Below are 21,253 nucleotides of genomic sequence, written 5' to 3' on the forward strand. Positions count from 1 at the left end.
AGCGCAGTATCAACAGCCTACAACACTTTAAGCCGATCTTAACTGTTAATGCTGTCTTAATAGAGTCAGCGCATAGTGGCAACAAATCTAATAGGAAGAACACCTATGCGCTCTATGTTTATTGCCTTACTGCTATTGTTCAGTAGCGTAACCCAAGCCTTTACCAGTAATCAGCAGGATTTCTTAGCCGTTGAAGAAGCCTTTCGCTTTGAATACATGGACGATGTTGAACCCAATGTTTTAGTTTGGCAGATTGCTGATAAGCATTATTTGTATAAAGATAAAGTTACCGTCACCGACGCGAATGGCCAAGCACTGCCTATTGAGTACCCTCAAGGTATTGAGCATTCCGATGAGTTTTTTGGCGAGACTCAAGTGTATCGGCAACTTCTTCAGCTACCTTTAGATCAACAAGCTCAGCAGCCTTTACAAGTGACCTGGCAAGGTTGTGCAGATGCTGGCTTATGTTATCCGCCGCAAACAGTCACAGTCGGCGGTGAAGCCCTCGCAGGCGATAGCAGTGGATCCATAGCATCGTCAAATGCAGTATTAGCTGAAGATCAATCGATTGCTGAGCGCTTAGCCGGCTCAGGACTGCTGCTGAATATGGCCGTCTTCTTTATGATGGGTCTGTTACTGGCCTTTACTCCATGCATGCTACCGATGTTGCCAATCTTAACCAGCGTCATCAGCGGCTCAAAAAGTGGTGGTTGGCAGGGCGCACGTTTAGGGTTGGCCTTTATTCTACCCATGGCGCTGGTTTATGCAGCACTGGGTGTAGTCGCTGCCAGTCTCGGCAATAACCTCTCCGCAGCACTGCAACAACCGTGGTTATTAATCCCTTTTGCTGGTGTTTTTATTCTCTTAGCACTGGCGCAGTTCGGTGTCTTCACCTTACAACTGCCAGCATTTATCCGCGAACGCTTGCAAGGCGCGGATCAAAAGCTTGAAGGCGGCAGCTTAGTCGGTGCAGCCAGTTTAGGTGCAGTATCAGCTTTACTGGTCGGCCCCTGCATGACTGCACCCCTGGCTGGAGCATTACTCTATATCGCCCAAAGTGGTGACGGTGTCCGTGGAGGTTTAGCTTTATTTTCACTCGGCCTAGGGAGTGGCTTACCGTTATTGTTGGCTATTAGTATCGGTATGCGCTGGTTACCCAAGCCCGGTCATTGGATGCAAAGCGTTAACCGTGTGTTTGGCTACGCATTATTAGCCACTGCTATTATTGTTGTCCGTCCGATTGTAATCGGCCCAGTCTTTTTAGCGTTATGGGGCGCTTGGCTCCTTGCGATTGCGGTACAGGTTGGCAATATTGAACGACCGACTTGGCGTTTTTCTAGCCGTTATATTAGCTTACTACTAGGAATTTGGAGTGGTGCGATGTTGTTAGGCTCAGCAGTCGGTGGGGATGATCCACTGCAACCATTAACCCATTTTGGTGTACAAGCGAGTGAGCGATCCAGCTCGCACAGCATGCAGCGCTTTGCTGATATAAAACAATTGCAAGAACAGCTTAATCAAGCCCAACAAGACGAAAAATGGGTACTGCTGGATTTTTATGCAGACTGGTGTGTCTCATGTAAAATAATGGAGAAAACAGTATTTTCGAAAACCAATGTTCAACAAGCTTTAACTGATTTTCGCGTATTACAAGTTGATGTGACCTTAAACACTGCAGAGCAACAACAGCTTATGCAAGACTTACAGATTATGGGTCCACCCACTATTTTATTTATCGATCCTCAAGGCTCGGAGCAACGCACACAGCGTATCACCGGCGAAGTGTCTGCTAATGATTTTTTACAGCACTTAACCCGCGCACAAAAGGACAGTTAATGTTGAGTTTAAACTTAGGCCCCTTGGCCATCCCAATAGATTTAGCACTCCTCTACGCGGCATTTTTTATTGCATGGCTAACGGGCTGGTTAATCGGTAGAAAACGTGGGAGTAACCCCGAGTCAGCCTTATTTAGCATGCTAGTTAGCGGCGTTTTAGTGGCACGCCTAGCATTCATAATGCAATACTTTCAACAATACACGGGTAACCTTTGGCAAATGATTGATATCCGCGATGGCGGTTTTTTATTGTTACCAGGCGTTATTGCAGCAGTATTAGTGGGAATATATAAAGCATGGCGACAAGCCCCCTTACGCGTACCTTTAGCAATCGGAGTATGCGTTGGACTACTGGTTTGGGGCGCTAGTTTTTCAGTACTCAATGCCTTACAAAGCAGTCAAAAAATACCTGATCTAGCCGTGCGTGATATTGCTGGTGAGCCGGTTTTACTGCAAGACTTAACAGGTAAGCCACTGGTGATTAATTTATGGGCCACCTGGTGCCCACCATGCCGTCGCGAAATGCCGGTACTGGCTGCAGCGCAACAGGCCAATCCAGATATCCGCTTTGTCTTTATCAATCAAGGAGAAGGTCAGCGTCTAGTGGAGAAATTCTTAGCGCAGCAGCAGCTAAGCTTAGATAATAATTTACTCGATAGTGGTGGCCGTGTCGGTCAAGCTATAGGCTCATTATCTTTACCCACCACACTGTTCTACAGTGCCGACGGGCTATTAAAAAACAATCATTTAGGTGAACTATCGCATGCCAGTTTAAAACATGCGTTACGCCATATCAGTACAGAAACTCATCCAGTCAATATAGAGGAATAACCATGCTATTAAAGAAAATTTTACCGACTCTGGCTCTACTGACCTTACCTGTTATTGCTCAAGCTGAAGATTATCCAGCACCTGTAGAAGCCATGCGTGAGCGCGGTATACAAGTGCTGGAGCGCTTTGATGCGCCAAGTGGTTTAACCGGTTATACCGCCCTCTATAATGGTCGTCCTTTAGCGCTGTATGTTACCGAGGACAAGCAACACGCTATTATTGGCAGCTTACTCAATGCAAAAGGTGAAGATTTAACCGGTACGATACTGGAAGAAAAAGTCAGTCGTCCACAAAGCAAAGTGATGTGGGGAAAACTGCAAGATAGTGCTTGGATTGCTGACGGTTCTGATAAAGCCGAAAAAATCATCTATGTCTTTACTGACCCCAACTGCCCGTACTGCAAACGCTTATGGCAAGATGCGCGTCCATGGGTTGATGCAGGTAAAATACAGTTACGCCACGTGATGGTGGGTACACTCGGTGAGAACAGTCAAAAGAAAGCTGCTTTTATGCTAGCAGCAAAAGATCCAAGAGCAGTACTGCAAGGTAATGAAAGCGGTAAAGTACCCGCTGAAGAAGCTAAAGTTGTTGAAGCGAAACAACTTCAGCAACTGGAAAATAATCAACAACTAATGGCAACGCTTGGCGCCAGCGGCACACCTGCTATTTTATATATTGATGCAACAGGTATGCTGCAAATGCACCCAGGTGCACCGCAGGGCGCACAGCTTATGGAGCTGTTCGGCCCGCGTCCTTAACACATAACAGCGGTTAAAAGTTCACTGTGCACTAGTCACGTGCATAGTGAACACCGTCTGCTATCGCACGGCATAGTGTTAGCACACCGCTCACCGCTTCATCAGCATTACTGGCTTTTTCAACCAGATCAACAAAAGCTGAGCCGACAACAGCACCGTCGGCTAAACGAGCAATATTCGCCGCATGTTCTGGGGTACGAATACCAAAACCAATACACACCGGCAGCTCGGTATGACGACGTAAGCGCGCAACGGCTTCTTCGATATGTTCCATGGTTGCCGAACCTGTTCCCGTCACGCCAGCTACTGAAACATAATAAACAAAGCCCGAGCTGTTATTGAGTACCGTAGGTAAGCGCAGATCATCCGTGGTTGGTGTAGTTAAGCGAATAAAGTCTAAGCCGGCCGCTTGTGCAGGATCACAAAAGACGTTGTTATGCTCTGGCGGTAAGTCGACAATAATCAAACCATCAACACCAGCAGCTTTAGCGTCTGCAATAAAACGCGGCACACCATAATGATGAATCGGATTAAAGTAGCCCATCAGCACCACTGGGGTATGCTGGTTGTCTTGGCGAAACTCAGCAACCATTTGCAAAGTTTTCGCTAAGGTTTGGCCATTTTTTAACGAGCGTATGTTAGCCAACTGAATCGCCGGACCATCGGCCATCGGATCAGTAAACGGCATACCCAGCTCAATCACATCAGCGCCAGCTGCCGGTAAGCCTTTAAAAATACGCATTGCAGTCGCGTAATCTGGATCACCTGCCGTAACAAAAGTCACTAAAGCGGCGCGGTTTTGTTGCTTAAGTTCGGCAAAGCAAGCTTGAATACGGCTCATACTGACTGCTCCTGTTGCTCAAAGTGATGCATCACCGTTTGCATATCTTTATCGCCACGGCCAGATAAATTCACCACCATTAAATGATCTTTAGGTAATTGTGGGGCACGCTTAAACACTTCAGCTAACGCATGGGCTGACTCAAGTGCTGGAATAATACCTTCGAGTTTGCAGCATAAATGGAAGGCAGCTAAGGCTTCATCATCTTTAGCAGAAGTGTACTCAACCCGACCAATATCATGTAACCACGCATGCTCAGGGCCAATACCTGGATAATCTAACCCTGCAGAAATCGAGTGGGCATCAACAATTTGGCCATCATCGTCTTGTAGCAAATAGGTGCGGTTACCGTGCAATACTCCAGGCGTACCACCTTGCAAACTGGCCGCATGTTCACCACTGTCAATGCCATGCCCAGCCGCTTCAACACCAATAATTTTTACGCTGGCATCATCCAAGAAAGGATGAAACAAACCTAAAGCATTGGAACCGCCACCAATACAAGCCACTAAGCTATCCGGCAGACGACCTTCTTGCGCTTGTAGTTGCTCGCGCGTTTCTTTACCAATCACAGCTTGAAAATCTCGCACCATCGCAGGGTAGGGATGCGGACCGGCCACGGTACCAATCAAGTAATAGGTATCGTTGACATTGGTCACCCAGTCACGCAATGCTTCGTTCATCGCATCTTTAAGGGTACCGGTACCAGCAACCACTGGACGCACTTCGGCGCCTAACAGCTTCATCCGAAACACGTTAGCTTGTTGGCGATGAATATCGGTCGTACCCATGTAGATCACGCACTGCAAACCAAAACGTGCTGCGACGGTTGCCGTAGCCACGCCATGCATACCCGCACCCGTTTCAGCAATAATACGTTTTTTGCCCATACGCCGCGCCAGCAAAATCTGACCGATACAGTTATTGATCTTATGCGCGCCAGTGTGGTTTAACTCTTCACGCTTCAGATAAATTTTAGCACCGCCACAATGCTCAGTTAAGCGTTCGGCGAAATACAGCGGACTCGGGCGACCGACATAATCCCGTTGAAAATAAGCTAACTCTTCTTTAAAGGCTGGATCATCTTTAGCCTTTTCATACTCACGACCTAACTCAAGAATCAACGGCATCAAGGTTTCTGCAACATATTGACCACCGAAGTCACCAAACAAACCATGCGTATCAGGGCTATTACAAAAAGAACTCATGACCCACTCCCTAACTAAATTAGAAATATATCTATACCGTCTAAACTACCTGATAACCTTCACTACGAAAAGCGATATGATTGCAACAATAGGTTAGGAAAACTCACATGTCTGATTCTTTTAACTTACCACCGCTCAACGCCTTAAAGGCATTTGAAGCCAGTGCTCGCTTACAAAGCATTACCTTGGCAGCTAAAGAGTTACACGTCACCCACGGTGCCGTTAGCCGCCAAGTTAAACAGCTTGAACAGCACTTAGGTGTGGCCTTACTCAGCAAGCACGGACGCGGCATTAAACTCACCGATAGCGGTGCTCGTCTGTATGAAGCCAGCACGGCAGCACTCTCGCAAATTCACAACGCCTGCCTCGATATTCGTCAGCAAACCCAACAAGCGCCTTTTGTTCTGGCTTGCCCAGGCAGCTTACTGGCACGCTGGCTGATACCACGCCTTGAACAATTGCAGCGCGACTTACCTGACTTACGCTTACAGGTGATTACCAGTGCAGGGGATGACAACAACCTGCAGCATCCTGATGCTGACGCCAGTTTGATATTTTTAGACCAAGCTTGTCCTGACACGATGCAGGCTTACATCCTCGATACTGAACGCATCGGTCCAGTTCTGAGTCCACGCTACCAACAGGCAGCAACTCTATGCGTGGCAGAGGCCGCACAACTATTAGATGAGCCATTACTGTTCACCCATTCGCGCCCGCAAGCGTGGCCACAATGGACGCAAGCACAGCAACTCAGCAGCACTGATTTAAGTTATGCACAGGGCTTTGAGCACCTTTACTACTTATTAGAGGCGGCCGTAGCTGGATTGGGTGTCGCCATCGCGCCAGAACATTTAGTCCGTAGTGATATTGCCAGTGGTCGTTTGATTGCTCCTTGGGGGTTTGTCGAAACATCAGCAAAACTGGTGCTACTGACTCGAAAAAACCAGCACCAACAACGTGCGCAACAGCTCGCACAATGGCTGATCAACAGCCTTTAATTGCAAACCCGACACAGAAGACTATTTTGTTCTATACTGAAAAAACGCTGCATCGACTTTTATTTTCAGTTAGCAGCAGGAGGCAATATGCAGATTTCAAGCAATCTATTCTCAGCGGGACTCTGCGCCATCAAAACCAGTCAAGAACATTTGGCCAATGCCGCGCAAGCAATTGCCAAATCTAACAGTAATGCCGTCAGCACTCCTGCAGCAAGCGCCGCGCCAGTCACTCAGACGCCCCATCTCACGGAACAACTCATACAGCTTGAACAAGCTAAGCAAATGAATCAGCTAGGCGCTCGCGTGCTGTCCAGCGCTGATGAGTCACTCGGCACGCTGATTGATATTCAAGCTTAAGTAAAAAATTTAAATAAAGTCAGCGAGCAGCGCTTGACAAGAATACGATAGCGCCGTAACTTTCAAACAGTCGTTTGATTAGATTCAGCATGCGCAATCATTTTACTGCGCTGCTAGAAACAGGCCTACTTACACGCCGTATAGGCCAACTTAATAATAAAGTCTCCACTGTAGAGGTTGATAGCCATGGCTGAATATAAAGCCCCCTTGCGTGATATCCGTTTTGTTCGTGATGAACTTTTAGGCTACCCAGAACATTATGCCAACCTGCCTGGCTGCGAAGATGCCACACCAGATATGGTCAGTGCCATCCTTGAAGAAGGTGCAAAATTCTGTGAAAACGTGATTGCTCCGCTCAACCGCGTGGGTGACACAGAAGGCTGTACTTGGTCGGCTGAGGGTGTGAAAACACCGACAGGATTTAAAGAAGCGTACCAACAATATGTTGAAGGTGGCTGGCCGAGTCTTGCTCACGATGCTGAGCACGGTGGTCAAGGTCTGCCTGAATCACTGGGTATCTCCATTAGTGAAATGGTCGGTCAAGCCAACTGGTCTTGGGGTATGTATCCAGGTCTATCTCACGGTGCGATGAATACCTTGCACGCCCACGGTACTGAAGAACAACAAACCACCTACCTGAGCAAACTGGTATCCGGCGAATGGACCGGTACCATGTGCTTAACTGAAGCACATTGCGGTACTGACTTAGGTATGTTGCGTACTAAAGCGGAGCCTCAAGAAGACGGTAGCTATAGCATCAGCGGTACTAAAATCTTTATCTCTGCGGGTGAACACGATTTAGCCGACAATATCGTGCATATTGTAATCGCTCGTATTGCTGGCGCACCTGAAGGTACCAAAGGTATTTCACTGTTTATCGTGCCTAAGTTTCTACCCAACGCTGAAGGCGGTGTCGGTGAGCGCAACGGTGTGCAGTGTGGTTCTATTGAACACAAAATGGGCATTCATGGTAACGCCACGTGCGTGATCAACTTTGATGGCGCTAAAGGCTTCTTGATTGGTCCAGCCAACAAAGGTCTGAACTGCATGTTCACCTTTATGAACACCGCTCGTATTGGTACTGCACTACAAGGTTTGGCGCACTCTGAAGTAGCCTTCCAAGGCGGTATTGAATATGCACGTGATCGTTTACAGATGCGTTCATTGACCGGTACAAAAGCACCGGACAAGCCTGCTGACCCAATCATCGTGCACCCTGATGTACGTCGTATGCTACTGACGATGAAGGCGTTTACCGAAGGTAACCGTGCGATGCTGTACTACGCAGCACAGCAAGTTGACATCATGCAACGCAGTAAAGATGAAGAAGAGCGTAAAGCCGCCGATGGTATGCTGGCATTCTTAACGCCAATTGCTAAAGCCTTTATGACTGAAGTTGGTTTTGAAGCAGCCAACCACGGTGTGCAAATTTATGGCGGCCATGGTTATATCGCAGAGTGGGGCATGGAACAAAACGTTCGCGACAGCCGTATCTCTATGCTGTACGAAGGCACCACCGGTATCCAAGCGCTTGACCTGCTAGGTCGTAAAATTCTGATGACCCAAGGCGAAGCACTAAAAGGCTTTACCAAAATTGTGCATAAGTTCTGCAAAACGAACGAAGATAACCAAGCAATCCAAGAGTTCGTTACACCACTGGCTGAGCTGAACAAAGAGTGGGGCGAGATCACCATGAAAGTGGGGATGGCGGCAATGAAAGACCGCGAAGAGGTGGGCGCTGCATCGGTTGATTATCTGATGTACTGCGGCTATGCCTGCTTGGCGTATTTCTGGGCCGATATCGCCCGTGTCGCAGCAGAGAAACTAGCGGCGGGGACTGACGAAGAAGCCTTCTACCGCGCCAAACTGCAAACTGCACGTTTCTACTTTGCACGTCTATTGCCACGCACTCGTACACACGTTGCGGCAATGTTATCCGGTGCAAGCAACCTGATGGATATGGCTGAAGAAGATTTTGCTCTGAGTTATTAAGTCTTAGCAGTCAGTAAAGCTGTATAAAACCCGTTGTGTGACGCGAGCTGTTAACTCAGCTCTATTCATCAGCGGGTTTTTTTATCCTTTAAAATAGAACCTTTGAGTCATAAAAAGAGCCTATTAGTTTTAAAAGTTTATTAATGTAGACTAAAAATCCAATCTTTTCTTACCCGCTGATTGCCTTGTGTTGTGTCGTGTTACACAGCTGAACTGGCGCTAATAATAAAGAGGAATGCCTCATGGCCGACTATAAAGCACCTTTACGTGATATGAGTTTTGTGCTCAATGAAGTGTTTGAAGCAAGTAAGCTTTGGGCACAACTACCCGCATTAGCAGAAACGGTAGATAACGAAACCGCTATTGCTATTTTAGAAGAAGCTGGGAAAGTTTCTGCAGGATCGATTGCGCCCACCAATCGCAGTGGCGATGAAGAGGGCTGCACTTGGACTGATGGTGTAGTAACAACACCTAAAGGCTTTATTGAAGCGTATAAAACCTATGCTGAAGGCGGCTGGGTGGGTGTCGGTGGTGATCCTCAGTTTGGCGGCATGGGCATGCCAAAAATGATCACCGCGCAAATTGAAGAAATGATCAACTCAGCCAACCTCTCATTTGGTTTATACCCAATGCTCACAGCTGGTGCGTGCTTATCCATTCACGCTCATGCCAGTGAAGAACTTAAAGAAAAATATTTACCACAAATGTATGACGGTAGCTGGGCAGGCTCAATGTGCCTGACTGAACCGCATGCAGGTACTGATTTAGGTATCATTCGCACTAAAGCAGAACCTCAAGCGGATGGCAGCTACAAAGTCAGCGGTACCAAAATATTTATCACCGGCGGAGAACATGATCTCACCGAGAATATCATTCACCTGGTACTGGCCAAACTACCTGATGCGCCAGCTGGTGCTAAAGGCATTTCACTTTTTCTAGTGCCTAAAGTGATGGTTAATGATGATGGTTCGCTTGGTGAGCGTAACAGCCTGTCATGCGGCTCGATTGAGCATAAAATGGGTATTCAAGGTTCTGCTACCTGCGTGATGAACTTCGATAACGCCACTGGCTATATTATTGATGCACCCAATAAAGGCTTAGCCGCCATGTTCACCATGATGAACTACGAGCGCCTCGGCGTTGGTATTCAAGGTTTAGCATTAGGCGAGCGCTCTTACCAGAGTGCCATTGAGTACGCTAAAGATCGTATCCAAAGCCGTGCGCCAACCGGCGTCGTTGCTCCAGATAAACCAGCGGATCCAATTATCGTGCACCCCGATGTGCGTCGTATGCTGTTAACGATGAAAGCCCTGAATGAGGGCGGTCGTGCGTTTTCCAGTTATGTCGCGATGCAGTTGGATATTGCTAAATACAGTGAAGAGGCCGATATAAGGCAGGGCGCTGAAGAACTGGTGGCTTTACTCACGCCTATTGCTAAAGCGTTCTTAACTGATATGGGTCTAGAATCGACAATCCATGGCCAACAGATCTTTGGCGGACATGGCTATATTCGTGAATGGGGCCAAGAGCAACTGATTCGAGACTGTCGTATCACGCAAATTTACGAAGGCACCAATGGTATCCAATCTCTGGATTTAGCGGGTCGTAAAATTGTGGCCAATGGTGGCGTTTTTTACCAACATTTCGCCAATGAAGTAAAAGCTTTTATCGCAGATGCAGAAAGTGACTTAGCTGAGTTCACTGCACCGCTAAAAGCAGCCATTGAGAATCTTGATGAGTTGACCGCTTGGTTACTGGCAGAGGCAAAAAGCAATCCTAATGAAATTGGTGCGGCCTCGGTTGAATACTTACAAGTCTTTGGCTACACCGCTTATGCTTATATGTGGGCGCGAATGGCACGCGCTGCGCAAGGTAAAGAACAAGACGATGATTTTTATGCCAGCAAAATGGGCACAGCGCGCTTCTTCTTTGCTCGATTGCTCCCCCGTACACAATCACTCAGCAGCTCGGTCAAAGCCGGCAGTGAATCCTTGTACTTACTCAACGCTGAGCAGTTTTAACAAAACAGAGTATTGATATGGGAGCCACCGACCATGTAAGCAAAAGCTTACAAAGCGTGTGGTCATTTAGCCACTGTGCAACTCAAGCAGAATCAGTAGAATAGGTCACAAGGAGTTACGAAGGAACGTGTTAATCATTACGGATCAATGATTAAGGCCAAGATGGCTAATAGCAAGGAAGTTAGGAGACAGTCTGCAAACCCCGCTTACGCGGGGTTTTTTAATTTCTAGCCTAGAAAAATCAATACATCACTCCAGTACCACGTAAACCACAATAACCATTGGGGTTTTGCTCTAAGTACTGCTGATGCATCGTTTCAGCATAATAGAATACCGGTGCCAAGCGTATTTCTGTGGTAATAGCTGGACTGCCTGCCGCAGTTAAGCGTGCCTGATAATGTGCACAACTGGCCTGCGCCTCTTCTAGCTGCTGTTGATCCATACAATAAATCGCTGAACGATACTGGCTACCAATATCATTGCCTTGACGCATGCCCTGAGTTGGATCATGTGATTGCCAAAACACTTGCAATAAGTCAGCAAAACTTATTTCTGCAGGATCAAACACCACGAGCACGGCTTCTGTATGGCCAGTTAAACCACTGCAAACCTGTGGATAACTGGGCTTTTCTGTATGCCCGCCAGCATAGCCGACGGCAGTAACGTAGACACCAGGCTGCTGCCAAAAGCGCCGCTCCGCTCCCCAAAAACACCCCATAGCTAATAATACGTAATGGCAATGAGCGGGGAAGGGTGGATAGATACTCTGTTGCGATTGTCTATGTGTAGCGACTGCAGACCCATCACCGTCCTCACCTGCAGCGATAAACTGACTGTTATTGATCAATGAATTTTGCATGCTGAGCCCCTCGTTAATATGCTTAATAATAATCCGTACGTTAAACTAACACCTTCAGCAACAATCTTGTGCCGTTGATACCAATCAAGGCAATAGCACAGCTTATTTGTTGCATCGTGCCTTTTGTTCGCAAATTTGCGACAATAGCCTATTAATTTTTAATGGACGCTAATATGACTGCTCTGAAAAATGATCGTTTTCTCCGCGCCCTGCTCAAACAGCCGGTGGATGTGACGCCTGTATGGATGATGCGTCAAGCAGGTCGCTACCTGCCTGAGTATAGAGCCAGCCGAGCACGTGCAGGTGGCTTTATGGATTTGTGCATGAACGCTGAGATCGCTTGCGAAGTAACACTGCAACCGTTGGAACGCTATCCATTAGATGCTGCGATTCTTTTTTCAGATATCTTAACCATCCCTGATGCGATGGGTTTAGGTTTGTATTTTGAAACAGGCGAAGGCCCTCGTTTCAAAAAAGTTGTTGATACCCTCGAAGCCATTGAAGCGTTGCCGATTCCTGATCCTGAAAAAGATCTAGGCTATGTGATGAACGCTGTGCGCACCATTCGCAAAGAACTCAATGGTCGCGTGCCTTTGATTGGTTTTGCTGGCAGCCCTTGGACTTTAGCCACCTATATGGTCGAAGGCGGTTCATCTAAAGACTTCCGCAAAAGTAAGGCACTGCTCTACGAAAACCCAGTTGCGATGCATCTACTGTTGGATAAACTAGCACAATCTGTCACCAGCTATCTGAATGCGCAAATTCTAGCTGGCGCACAAGCCGTGCAGATTTTTGATAGCTGGGGCGGCAGCTTATCCTCAGCAGCATATCAAGAGTTCTCGCTGGCCTACATGCAGAAAATCGTTAATGGTTTAATCCGTGAGCATGAAGGTCGTCGCGTCCCAGTGATCTTATTCACTAAAGGTGGCGGTTTGTGGCTTGAGTCGATGGCTGATACCGGTGTTGAAGCACTGGGCTTAGACTGGACCTGCGATTTGGGTGTAGCGCGTCAGCGTGTTGGTGACAAAGTTGCACTACAAGGCAATATGGATCCAACTGTTCTGTATGCTAACCCTGCTGCAATTGAGAAAGAAGTGGGACGTATTCTAGAAAGCTACGGTTCCGGCCCAGGTCATATTTTTAACCTCGGTCACGGTATTACTCCAGAAGTAAAACCTGAGAACGCTGGCGCATTTATCAATGCTGTGCATGATTTATCTGCCAAGTACCATCAAGGTTAATCTCCATAACCTTTGCACAATTAAGGCCGCTTTTGCGGCCTTAATTGTTTCTGCTACACAGCGCCAAAAAATTTATAGAAAGTACAGAGCTTAACAGACGGGTATAAAAAAATTTATCGACCTATCCTGCAACGCCTTTAATAGGCTTGTCTAAAGCTTAAATCCTGCTATTACTATCTAAGCTAAAATGATACAGCGACCGTTATCGCTCGACAGGATATTTTATGCAAGCGACTCAGACTTTAACCTTAGATCCCTTAACCGGTTGGTTACACGGAGCACGACATCTGCCATCAGACAATCATAACGCGCGGCCCAGTGCTGAAATCTCGTTATTAGTTATCCACAACATCAGTTTGCCACCCGGTCAATTCGGTACTGGCATGGTTGAAGCGTTATTTACCAATCAATTACCCGTCGACGCTCACCCTTACTTTGCTGGCATCGCAGACTTAAAAGTGTCCGCCCATTTTTTTATCAGTCGTGAAGGTGCTATAACCCAGTTTGTCAGCTGCTTAGAGCGCGCCTGGCACGCCGGTGTATCTAAGTTTGGTGATAGAGACAGCTGCAATGACTTCTCGCTAGGGATAGAGCTGGAAGGCGTGGACGATCAAGCCTATAGCGATGCTCAATATCAAAGTCTTAATCAGTTGGTTAATGAATTGACTAAACACTACCAGGTGATCACTGCAGAGCGTATTTGTGGGCACAGTGATATCGCTCCAGATCGTAAAACTGATCCAGGCCCAGCATTTATCTGGCAACGTTTACAGGCTAAACATGATGGAGATATATCATGAGTTTTCTAGTTTTAATGCTCACTATTCTAATTGAAAAACTATCACACTGGCGTACCGCATTACAAAAAGACCAATGGTGGTACGAACAGCTTAAACGCAGTTCAAAATTACTACCCAAGCAACATACATTAGCCTTCCTCCTCGCTTTCAGCTTACCGATTTTAGGTTTAGCCTTAGTGTTATTGGCCTTAAAATCGGTGTTATACGGCTTGTTATTGATTCCATTACACCTTGTAATCGTACTCTATAGCTTAAGCCGCGCTGATGTGCGTGCAGCACTAGGCCCCTTTAGAGATGCTTGGCGTCGAGAAGATACGCATGCGGCTAATCTCGCGGCACAGCGCGACCTATTAATTCAATCAGAAGAGCCAGATGGTCTATTACAAGCCGTGCAAGGCTATTTGCTTTGGCAAGGTTTCCAAGGTTTTTTTGCCATTATCTTCTATTACCTGATTGGTGGCCCACTGGCTGCGCTGACTTATCGTTTATTAGTACTGACCGCAGAACAAGCGCAATGGCCACAAGCAGCTGGTTTAGCCACTCGTCTACTGCATATTCTGGACTGGCTACCCGTACGTCTGCTCAGTGCCAGTTTCGCTTTAATCGGTAACTTTATTACGGTTAATAGAGCGCTAATGCATGATTTACTCTGTATCACCGAGCCAGCTAATAACCTGCTAAGTAAAACCGGTCGTGCTGCGGTTGAAGCAGAAAACCATGCCTTAGGCGAAAAAGGCACCATTACTTTAGATAATATTTGGCTTCTTCTCGTACGTTCAGCTGTGCTTTGGTATGCCTGCACAGCTGTTTGGACATTATTTTTGTAGCTAAATCTACCACTTTAGGCCGTTTAAACCCTGTGGAGAACCTAACCTAGACCCGGTGCTATAAGTTGTGGATAACCCTGTGAATAATCAACCTGTGGATAACTAGCCCTTTTATCCACAGGTTATTTGCCGGTCACACACACGTAAAGCACCTCTTGGTCACAACTATCAGACTCCTTCAAGCCTATGATTAATAAGAGTTTTTTATGGTTATCAACAGAATACTTGCTCAGTAGTAATAGCAATAAAAATAAGCTTTATATATTCATTTCTAATTTATATAATCTCTCTCTACGCACGGCAACAGGAAATTTTCAAGAGCAGTTGATAGATATTTAATAAACAATTGCTGTAGATAATTGACCTAAGGCTCAGCTTTCAATAGAATTGTCGGCCTATTTAACGGGGACCACTTCGGGACCCATTTTGCCCAAGAAGTCACCAGGTACCGAATCATGAAACGCACATTCCAACCCAGTACACTAAAACGCGCTCGTAACCACGGTTTCCGTGCTCGCATGGCAACCGTAGGCGGTCGCGCTGTCATTCAGCGTCGTCGTGCTAAAGGCCGTAAGCGTCTGAGCGCATAATCGAAGCGAGCACAGCATGAATCTAGGCTTTGGCCGAGAAAAGCGTCTGCTGACACCTCAGCAGTTTAAAGCTGTCTTTGATTCTGCAAGCAATAAAGTTCCAGGCAAAAATGTCTTGTTACTTGCTCGTGATAACCAATTCGAACATCCACGTCTCGGATTGGTTATTGGTAAAAAAAGCGTAAAACTTGCTGTTGAACGCAATAGAATAAAACGTCAAATACGAGAATCTTTTCGCCATAATCAAGATATTTTGATCGGTGTAGATATCGTTATTGTCGCCCGTAGGGGTATTGCTGATTTGTCCAATATTGAGCTTCGTCAACAGTTCGATAAAATGTGGAAGCGCTTGGCACGCCAACGCACACCTGCATTACAAACAGCTCTTGCTGATTCAACAGGGCAAACCAATGCGTAAATTGGTGATCTTGCCAATTAAGTTCTATCGCTATGCAATCAGTCCTATGATGGCAAGTCATTGTCGTTTTTATCCAAGTTGTTCATGTTATGCCATTGACGCAATTGAGCAGCATGGTGCAATTCGCGGTGGCTGGTTAGCAATGCGACGACTTGGACGTTGTCATCCTTGGAATGCGGGAGGTTTTGATCCCGTACCGCCTCCTTCCTGTTCATCTTCTACGGCCGAGTAATCATGGATATCCAACGTACGATCCTGCTCGTTGCCTTAGCTGTTGTGTCTTATATGATGGTTCTTCAGTGGAATCAAGACTACGGCCAGGCACCAGTTACAGCAGCAACAACGCAATCAAGTGCAGCTCATCAAAGCGCTTTAAGCAATAATCAAGCGATTACTAACACTGCCAGCGCAGCTACTAATGATGACTTACCTGTTGCCATTAATGAGTTTGCCCAAGATCCTACGTTGGCCAACAACGTTATTAACAATGATTTAATTTATGTACAAACTGACGTATTGCAATTGGCTATTGATCCTAATGGCGGCGATATTGTTGAGTTAAAACTCAGCCAGTATCCACTCAATGCCTCACATCCAGATATACCATTGCAGTTATTTGAAAATAGCAATGAGCGTGTTTATGTTGCACAAAGTGGTTTAGTCGGTACCAATGGTCCTGACGCACGTGCTAGTGGCCGTCCTTTGTATAGCGTCACCCAACAAAATTTCAGCCTAGAAGATGGTCAAGAGCAGCTTAATGTTGATCTTTCTTTCCAAGAGAAAGGTGTTAACTACACAAAGCGCTTTACCTTGCATCGTGGTTTGAGTCCAGAATGTTCGGCACGTGACATCAGTCAGCGTAAATTAGAATGCATCAACGAACAGGCTTACCAAATTGGCCTAACCTATCTGGTCGACAATCAAAGCGATCGCGAATGGAAAGGTAATTTATTTGCCCAACTTAAACGTGATGGCCAAGGTGATCCTTCATCAACGACTGCAACAGGTACGGCAACCTACCTTGGTGCTGCGTTATGGACAGCTGATGAGCCTTACAAAAAATTATCCATGAGCAATATGGATGATAAAAAGTTTAATCAAGCCATTCAAGGTGGTTGGGTTGCGTGGTTGCAGCACTATTTTGTAACCGCTTGGGTTGCAGATCCAGAACAAACCAACCAAGTCACGACGCGTAAAGATGCTAAAGGTAACTACATCATTGGTTATACCAGCCCTGCAATGAGTGTTGCAGCAGGTGAGCATGCGCAAGCCACTGCAACCTTGTATGCCGGTCCTAAGATTCAAAGTCACCTAAAAACCTTGTCGCCTGGTTTAGAGTTAACCGTTGACTATGGTTTCCTATGGTTTATTGCTCAGCCTATTTTCTGGTTACTGGGCGTTATCCACAGCATTTTAGGTAACTGGGGTTGGTCGATTATTTTCCTAACCATTTTAATCAAATTAGCATTCTTCCCATTGTCAGCGGCCAGTTACAAGTCTATGGCGCGTATGCGTGCTGTTGCGCCAAAAATGGCGTCGCTGAAAGAGCAACATGCGGGTGATAAGCAAAAACTGTCACAAGGCATGATGGAGCTGTACAAAAAAGAGAAGATTAATCCACTCGGTGGCTGCTTACCCATTTTGGTACAGATGCCAGTGTTCTTATCCTTGTACTGGGTATTGCTGGAAAGTGTGGAAATGCGTCAGGCACCTTTCATGTTCTGGCTGACTGACTTATCCAGTAAAGACCCGTTCTTTATTCTGCCAATCATCATGGGCTTGAGTATGTTTGTACAACAACAACTCAACCCAACACCACCGGATCCAATGCAAGCTAAAGTGATGAAGCTATTGCCAATTATCTTTACCTTCTTCTTCCTGTGGTTCCCTGCAGGATTGGTATTGTACTGGGTGGTTAACAACCTCCTATCCATTGGTCAACAGTGGTACATTACTCGTAAGATTGAAAAATCAATGGCGGCTGCTAACGCAAGTTAGTCGAACCAACTGAGTTCACAACGCCCCTTTTTAGGGGCGTTGTGCTTTGTGAATACAGTTAAGGGAAATTGTTATGCCCATGTCGCGTGACACCATTGCCGCTATTGCTACAGCACAAGGACGCGGCGGAGTAGGAATTGTTCGAGTCTCAGGCCAGCTAGCCAGTTGTATTGCGCAACAAATGACCGAGCGTGAATTAAAGCCTCGCTATGCCCATTACGGCCCTTTTTATGATGATAACCAACAAGCCATTGATGAAGGTTTAGCGTTGTACTTTGCTGGTCCTAACTCCTTTACCGGTGAAGATGTTCTAGAACTACAAGGTCATGGTGGTCCTGTGGTATTGGATATGCTCTTGCAGCGCTGTGTTGAACTCGGTGCCCGTTTAGCACGCCCTGGTGAGTTCAGTGAACGTGCCTTTCTTAACGATAAATTAGATTTAGCTCAAGCCGAAGCCATTGCCGATTTAATTGAGGCGAGTTCCTCCCAAGCGGCGCGCAATGCGTTGCGTTCTCTGCAAGGTGTATTTTCTCAGCGAGTCAATGCGCTAACTGAACAGTTGATTGCACTGCGTATTTATGTGGAAGCTGCGATTGATTTCCCTGAAGAAGAAATCGATTTTTTAGCCGATGGACATATTTTACAACTGCTTATCGCTGTGCAAAAAGAGCTGAAAGACGTGGTACGTGAAGCTGGCCAAGGGGCTTTATTGCGTGATGGGATGAGCGTGGTGATTGCCGGTCGGCCTAATGCCGGTAAATCGAGCTTACTTAATAGTCTCGCGGGTTATGAAGCGGCGATTGTGACTGATATTGAAGGCACCACGCGGGATATTTTGCGCGAACATATTCATATTGATGGTATGCCACTGCATGTCACTGATACTGCAGGTTTGCGTAACACTGCTGATCAAGTGGAAAAAATCGGCGTTGAACGTGCCTTAAAAGCCATTAATGAAGCGGACCGAATTCTATTGGTGGTGGATGCCAATTCCAGCGAGGCCAATGATCCGTTTGCCTTGTGGCCAGAGTTTTTAGACAGTACGCCACACCCAGAAAAAGTCACCTTGATTCGTAACAAGGTCGATCTATCCGGCGAGCCAGTGGCGATGCACAGCAATGCTGATGGGCATGTCACCATCAACTTGTGTGCCCATAATGGTGACGGTTTAGAGTTACTGCGCGAGCATTTAAAAAGTTGCATGGGCTACAGCCAAACGGTAGAAAGCAGTTTCAGCGCCCGTCGTCGTCATTTAGATGCGCTCAAACAAGCTGAGCAGTATTTAGCCAATGGTTACCAACAGTTGACCGTAGCCAGCGCCGGCGAACTCTTAGCTGAGGATTTACGTATGGCGCAACAGGCACTGGGTGAAATCACTGGCGAATTCACAGCAGATGATTTGTTAGGACGAATTTTTTCTAGCTTTTGTATCGGTAAGTAAAATTAATAAAACAACAGTTATCACTGCAAATCATATTTATTGAGCCAGCGGTACAGGGTAGGACGTGAGATCTTTAGCTCTCTAGCAACAACTGAAATATTCCACTTATGTGTTGTTAGTAAGTGGAGTAATTGCTCTTTTTGCGAGTTTTCTGATGATCTATTTGTATTATAAATAGCTAAATCGATTTTCTGTGTGACTAAAGGTGTTTGCGTAAAGGAGTTAACAGAGCACTCTTCAGGCAGGTCATACACGGTTATTTCGTCATGTTCGCAGGTCGCCTCAGCAAATTTCAGAGCATTTACTAATTGCCGGATGTTGCCGGGCCAGCTGTAAGCTAATAATGCACTCATGGCATCCCCACGCAAGGTTATTGGTTTAGACCCTCTACTTGAGTTGATACTTTTTAATATATGTTGAATTATGTAATCTTTGTCAGCTCGTTCTCGAAAACTGGGCAACTTTAGATTGGCACCATTAAGGCGATAATAAAGATCAGCTCTAAATAGGCCTAATTCGATACGTTGTTGTAAATCGCAATGCGTTGCCGCAATGACTCGTAGGTTAATTGGAATAGGGCTGGTGGCTCCCAGTGGAAGAACTTGTTTTTCCGCAAGCACTCGTAATAAACGAGTTTGTAAAGCTAATGGCATATCGCCTATTTCATCCAAAAACAAAGTCCCATCGTTCGCTTCTTGAATTAAACCCTTAGCTCCTTTATTACGTCCTCCAGTAAAGGTTCCAGGTAAGTAGCCAAATAATTCACTTTCTATCAGTGATTCAGGCAGAGCTGCGCAATTAACAGCAATAAAAGGTTTATTTGAGCGCTCACTGCTGTAATGAATCGCTTGTGCAAGGACTTCTTTTCCAGAGCCTGTTTCACCTTGAATTAATAAATTTATATCTCGATTGCGTAACTTTTTAGACAATGACAAGGTGCGCTGTATCTTTGGGTCATCAGCGCCGAGAGCATCGAGCCCTGGTACAGACTCTTCTTTATTTACAATATAATTTCGAGTCTCATTAGCCTTTCCGCTAGGTTCTAATAATGTGCCAAAAAGAGTTTTTTTACTGAGCTGCGTACTAAACGCTTTTACTCCATCTTTACGTTCATAATTAATAGCAAGAATATCGTGCCATTTGCACTCGAGTAAACAAGGCAAAGACATTGTAAGTTGTGAAGTGGTATTTTTCTGCTTCTGCAAAAGAGATCTGGCAGCAGTGTTGGCGGCAATAATGAATCCATTGTCATTCACTGCAAACAAGAGCTGACCATTGGTTTGGACCAACTCCTTAGAGAAATCAGCTTTTAAAATAAAATGCTGGTGATAGCATTTTAAAAAATAAGCATTCTCAATGATCTTTGCATAAAGCTGTGTGAGGTGTAGGGCGAAATTTTGACTGGCGGGCGAAATAGCTGAGTTTAAGGCTGAAATATTAAGCACAGCTAACAAAGCTCCGCTGGCATCAAAAATTGGTGCGGCAGTACAGCTAAGTTGAATATGAGAGCTGTAAAAATGTTCAATTCGATGACATGTTAGAGCCTGTAATTCTTGAATGCATGTACCGATTGCACAGGTTCCCGCATATTTTTCACTCCAGTCAGCTCCTAGGTAAAGCCCAGCCTGCTGCAAACAGCTGTCATGGTTTTTATTGCCTAAGTACTGAACAGTAATACCCCGATGGTCACTGAGTAATAGCACATAACCTAACTCGGCAATGTGTGAGTAGAGTTGCTCAACGCCCGCACGAGCAACGCTTAGAAACTCTTCAGCTGAGTCTTGATGCTCGCGCAAAACTTGTTGGGTTACTATGCGTGCAGGACGAGGGTTGCTTGGATCTAGCTTGTGTTGAGTGAGGCAACGTTGCCATGAGCGCAAAATTAAAGAGTTTTCTAGCGCTAACGGTGCTTTCTGAGAGTTGTAATCAGTACTATTGAGAATGACCTTTATATGCTGATAACGCTGTTGATCCGTGCTCATCAGAAACCTCACTGTATTATTGTATTGATACTTTATGAGTTTTTAGCTTATGGGGTATATCCAGTAATCTCTATAGTTCTTTGTTAGTAGCTGAGGTTACAGTTGTAAAGCAAACAGGTTACAGAGTGTAAAAAAACAAAATGTAAAAATTCTATTTTGATTTTATTAAATTATATTTCCTTTAATATCAATGTCTTATGTTTTTTATTAGTTTGGCATGCGTTGTGCAATGTACTTTAAGCATTTCTTTGTTATC

Annotated in this window: 19 protein-coding genes; 15 read left to right on the forward strand and 4 right to left on the reverse strand. The window is 45.8% G+C overall.

Features of this window, described 5'->3' with window-relative positions:
* Positions 1–105: 105 nt before the first annotated feature.
* Genes dsbD through dsbG form a run of 3 tightly spaced genes read left to right on the forward strand, consistent with a single transcriptional unit; the run spans position 106 to position 3,424 of the window.
* Positions 106–1,836 (forward strand): protein-disulfide reductase DsbD, encoded by a 1,731-nt coding sequence (gene dsbD / locus JYJ62_RS13415; protein WP_205342740.1) that lies wholly within the window; start codon positions 106–108, stop codon positions 1,834–1,836.
* On the forward strand, positions 1,836–2,666 hold the full coding sequence (locus tag JYJ62_RS13420) for a TlpA disulfide reductase family protein (protein WP_205342741.1): 831 nt from the start codon (positions 1,836–1,838) through the stop codon (positions 2,664–2,666). The genes dsbD and JYJ62_RS13420 overlap by 1 nt, the downstream gene beginning before the upstream one ends.
* Positions 2,667–2,668: 2 nt before the next feature.
* Positions 2,669–3,424, forward strand: coding sequence for a thiol:disulfide interchange protein DsbG (dsbG, locus tag JYJ62_RS13425; protein WP_205342742.1), 756 nt, complete (start codon positions 2,669–2,671; stop codon positions 3,422–3,424).
* A gap of 31 nt (positions 3,425–3,455) precedes the next feature.
* Here dsbG and trpA read toward each other — a convergent pair whose 3' ends face one another.
* On the reverse strand, positions 3,456–4,265 hold the full coding sequence (gene trpA / locus JYJ62_RS13430) for a tryptophan synthase subunit alpha (protein WP_205342743.1): 810 nt from the start codon (positions 4,263–4,265) through the stop codon (positions 3,456–3,458).
* The gene (trpB, locus tag JYJ62_RS13435) at positions 4,262–5,473 is read right to left on the reverse strand and encodes a tryptophan synthase subunit beta (protein WP_205342744.1); all 1,212 of its coding nucleotides are present in this window, start codon (positions 5,471–5,473) and stop codon (positions 4,262–4,264) included. The genes trpA and trpB overlap by 4 nt, the downstream gene beginning before the upstream one ends.
* Before the next feature lie 107 nt (positions 5,474–5,580).
* On the opposite strand from trpB, the gene JYJ62_RS13440 reads away from it, so the two are divergent.
* From JYJ62_RS13440 to JYJ62_RS13455, 4 genes are all read left to right on the forward strand, one after another.
* Positions 5,581–6,471, forward strand: coding sequence for a LysR family transcriptional regulator (locus JYJ62_RS13440; RefSeq protein WP_205342745.1), 891 nt, complete (start codon positions 5,581–5,583; stop codon positions 6,469–6,471).
* Positions 6,472–6,558: 87 nt separating this feature from the next.
* A complete protein-coding gene (locus tag JYJ62_RS13445) occupies positions 6,559–6,828 on the forward strand; it encodes a hypothetical protein (RefSeq protein ID WP_205342746.1) in 270 nt (89 codons plus the stop codon).
* Positions 6,829–7,014: 186 nt separating this feature from the next.
* The gene (locus tag JYJ62_RS13450; protein ID WP_205342747.1) at positions 7,015–8,820 is read left to right on the forward strand and encodes a phenylacyl-CoA dehydrogenase; all 1,806 of its coding nucleotides are present in this window, start codon (positions 7,015–7,017) and stop codon (positions 8,818–8,820) included.
* Positions 8,821–9,062: 242 nt separating this feature from the next.
* A complete protein-coding gene (locus JYJ62_RS13455) occupies positions 9,063–10,841 on the forward strand; it encodes an acyl-CoA dehydrogenase C-terminal domain-containing protein (protein ID WP_205342748.1) in 1,779 nt (592 codons plus the stop codon).
* Between the two features lie 241 nt (positions 10,842–11,082).
* Here JYJ62_RS13455 and msrA read toward each other — a convergent pair whose 3' ends face one another.
* Positions 11,083–11,700 (reverse strand): peptide-methionine (S)-S-oxide reductase MsrA, encoded by a 618-nt coding sequence (gene msrA, locus JYJ62_RS13460; protein ID WP_205342749.1) that lies wholly within the window; start codon positions 11,698–11,700, stop codon positions 11,083–11,085.
* A gap of 173 nt (positions 11,701–11,873) precedes the next feature.
* Here msrA and hemE point away from each other — a divergent pair, with 173 nt between their 5' ends.
* The 8 genes from hemE (at position 11,874) to mnmE (ending at position 19,015) form a co-directional block, all read left to right on the forward strand.
* Entirely contained in the window at positions 11,874–12,941 is a 1,068-nt protein-coding gene (gene hemE / locus JYJ62_RS13465) for a uroporphyrinogen decarboxylase (protein WP_205342750.1), read from the forward strand.
* A 224-nt stretch (positions 12,942–13,165) separates the two neighbouring features.
* Positions 13,166–13,741, forward strand: a complete 576-nt coding sequence (ampD, locus tag JYJ62_RS13470; RefSeq protein WP_205342751.1) for a 1,6-anhydro-N-acetylmuramyl-L-alanine amidase AmpD — start codon at positions 13,166–13,168, stop codon at positions 13,739–13,741.
* Entirely contained in the window at positions 13,738–14,568 is an 831-nt protein-coding gene (gene ampE / locus JYJ62_RS13475; RefSeq protein ID WP_205342752.1) for a regulatory signaling modulator protein AmpE, read from the forward strand. Before ampD ends, ampE begins: the two co-directional genes overlap by 4 nt.
* 455 nt (positions 14,569–15,023) lie before the next feature.
* Complete coding sequence (gene rpmH / locus JYJ62_RS13480; protein ID WP_022967041.1) at positions 15,024–15,158, forward strand: 50S ribosomal protein L34; 135 nt, start codon at positions 15,024–15,026, stop codon at positions 15,156–15,158.
* 16 nt (positions 15,159–15,174) lie between these two features.
* Positions 15,175–15,576 carry a ribonuclease P protein component gene (gene rnpA, locus JYJ62_RS13485; protein WP_205342753.1) on the forward strand — a complete coding sequence of 134 codons (402 nt, stop codon included), beginning with the start codon at positions 15,175–15,177 and terminating at the stop codon, positions 15,574–15,576.
* The gene (gene yidD / locus JYJ62_RS13490; RefSeq protein WP_205342754.1) at positions 15,569–15,808 is read left to right on the forward strand and encodes a membrane protein insertion efficiency factor YidD; all 240 of its coding nucleotides are present in this window, start codon (positions 15,569–15,571) and stop codon (positions 15,806–15,808) included. The genes rnpA and yidD overlap by 8 nt, the downstream gene beginning before the upstream one ends.
* Before the next feature lie 2 nt (positions 15,809–15,810).
* Positions 15,811–17,574, forward strand: a complete 1,764-nt coding sequence (yidC, locus tag JYJ62_RS13495; RefSeq protein WP_205342755.1) for a membrane protein insertase YidC — start codon at positions 15,811–15,813, stop codon at positions 17,572–17,574.
* Between the two features lie 73 nt (positions 17,575–17,647).
* Positions 17,648–19,015 (forward strand): tRNA uridine-5-carboxymethylaminomethyl(34) synthesis GTPase MnmE, encoded by a 1,368-nt coding sequence (gene mnmE, locus JYJ62_RS13500; protein ID WP_205342756.1) that lies wholly within the window; start codon positions 17,648–17,650, stop codon positions 19,013–19,015.
* 20 nt (positions 19,016–19,035) lie between these two features.
* On the opposite strand, the gene JYJ62_RS13505 is transcribed toward mnmE, so the two are convergent.
* Entirely contained in the window at positions 19,036–20,997 is a 1,962-nt protein-coding gene (locus JYJ62_RS13505) for a sigma-54-dependent Fis family transcriptional regulator (RefSeq protein ID WP_205342757.1), read from the reverse strand.
* Positions 20,998–21,253 lie beyond the last annotated feature (256 nt).

Origin of the sequence: Denitrificimonas caeni (assembly GCF_905120345.1) — a bacterium.
Lineage (GTDB): Bacteria > Pseudomonadota > Gammaproteobacteria > Pseudomonadales > Pseudomonadaceae > Denitrificimonas > Denitrificimonas caeni_A.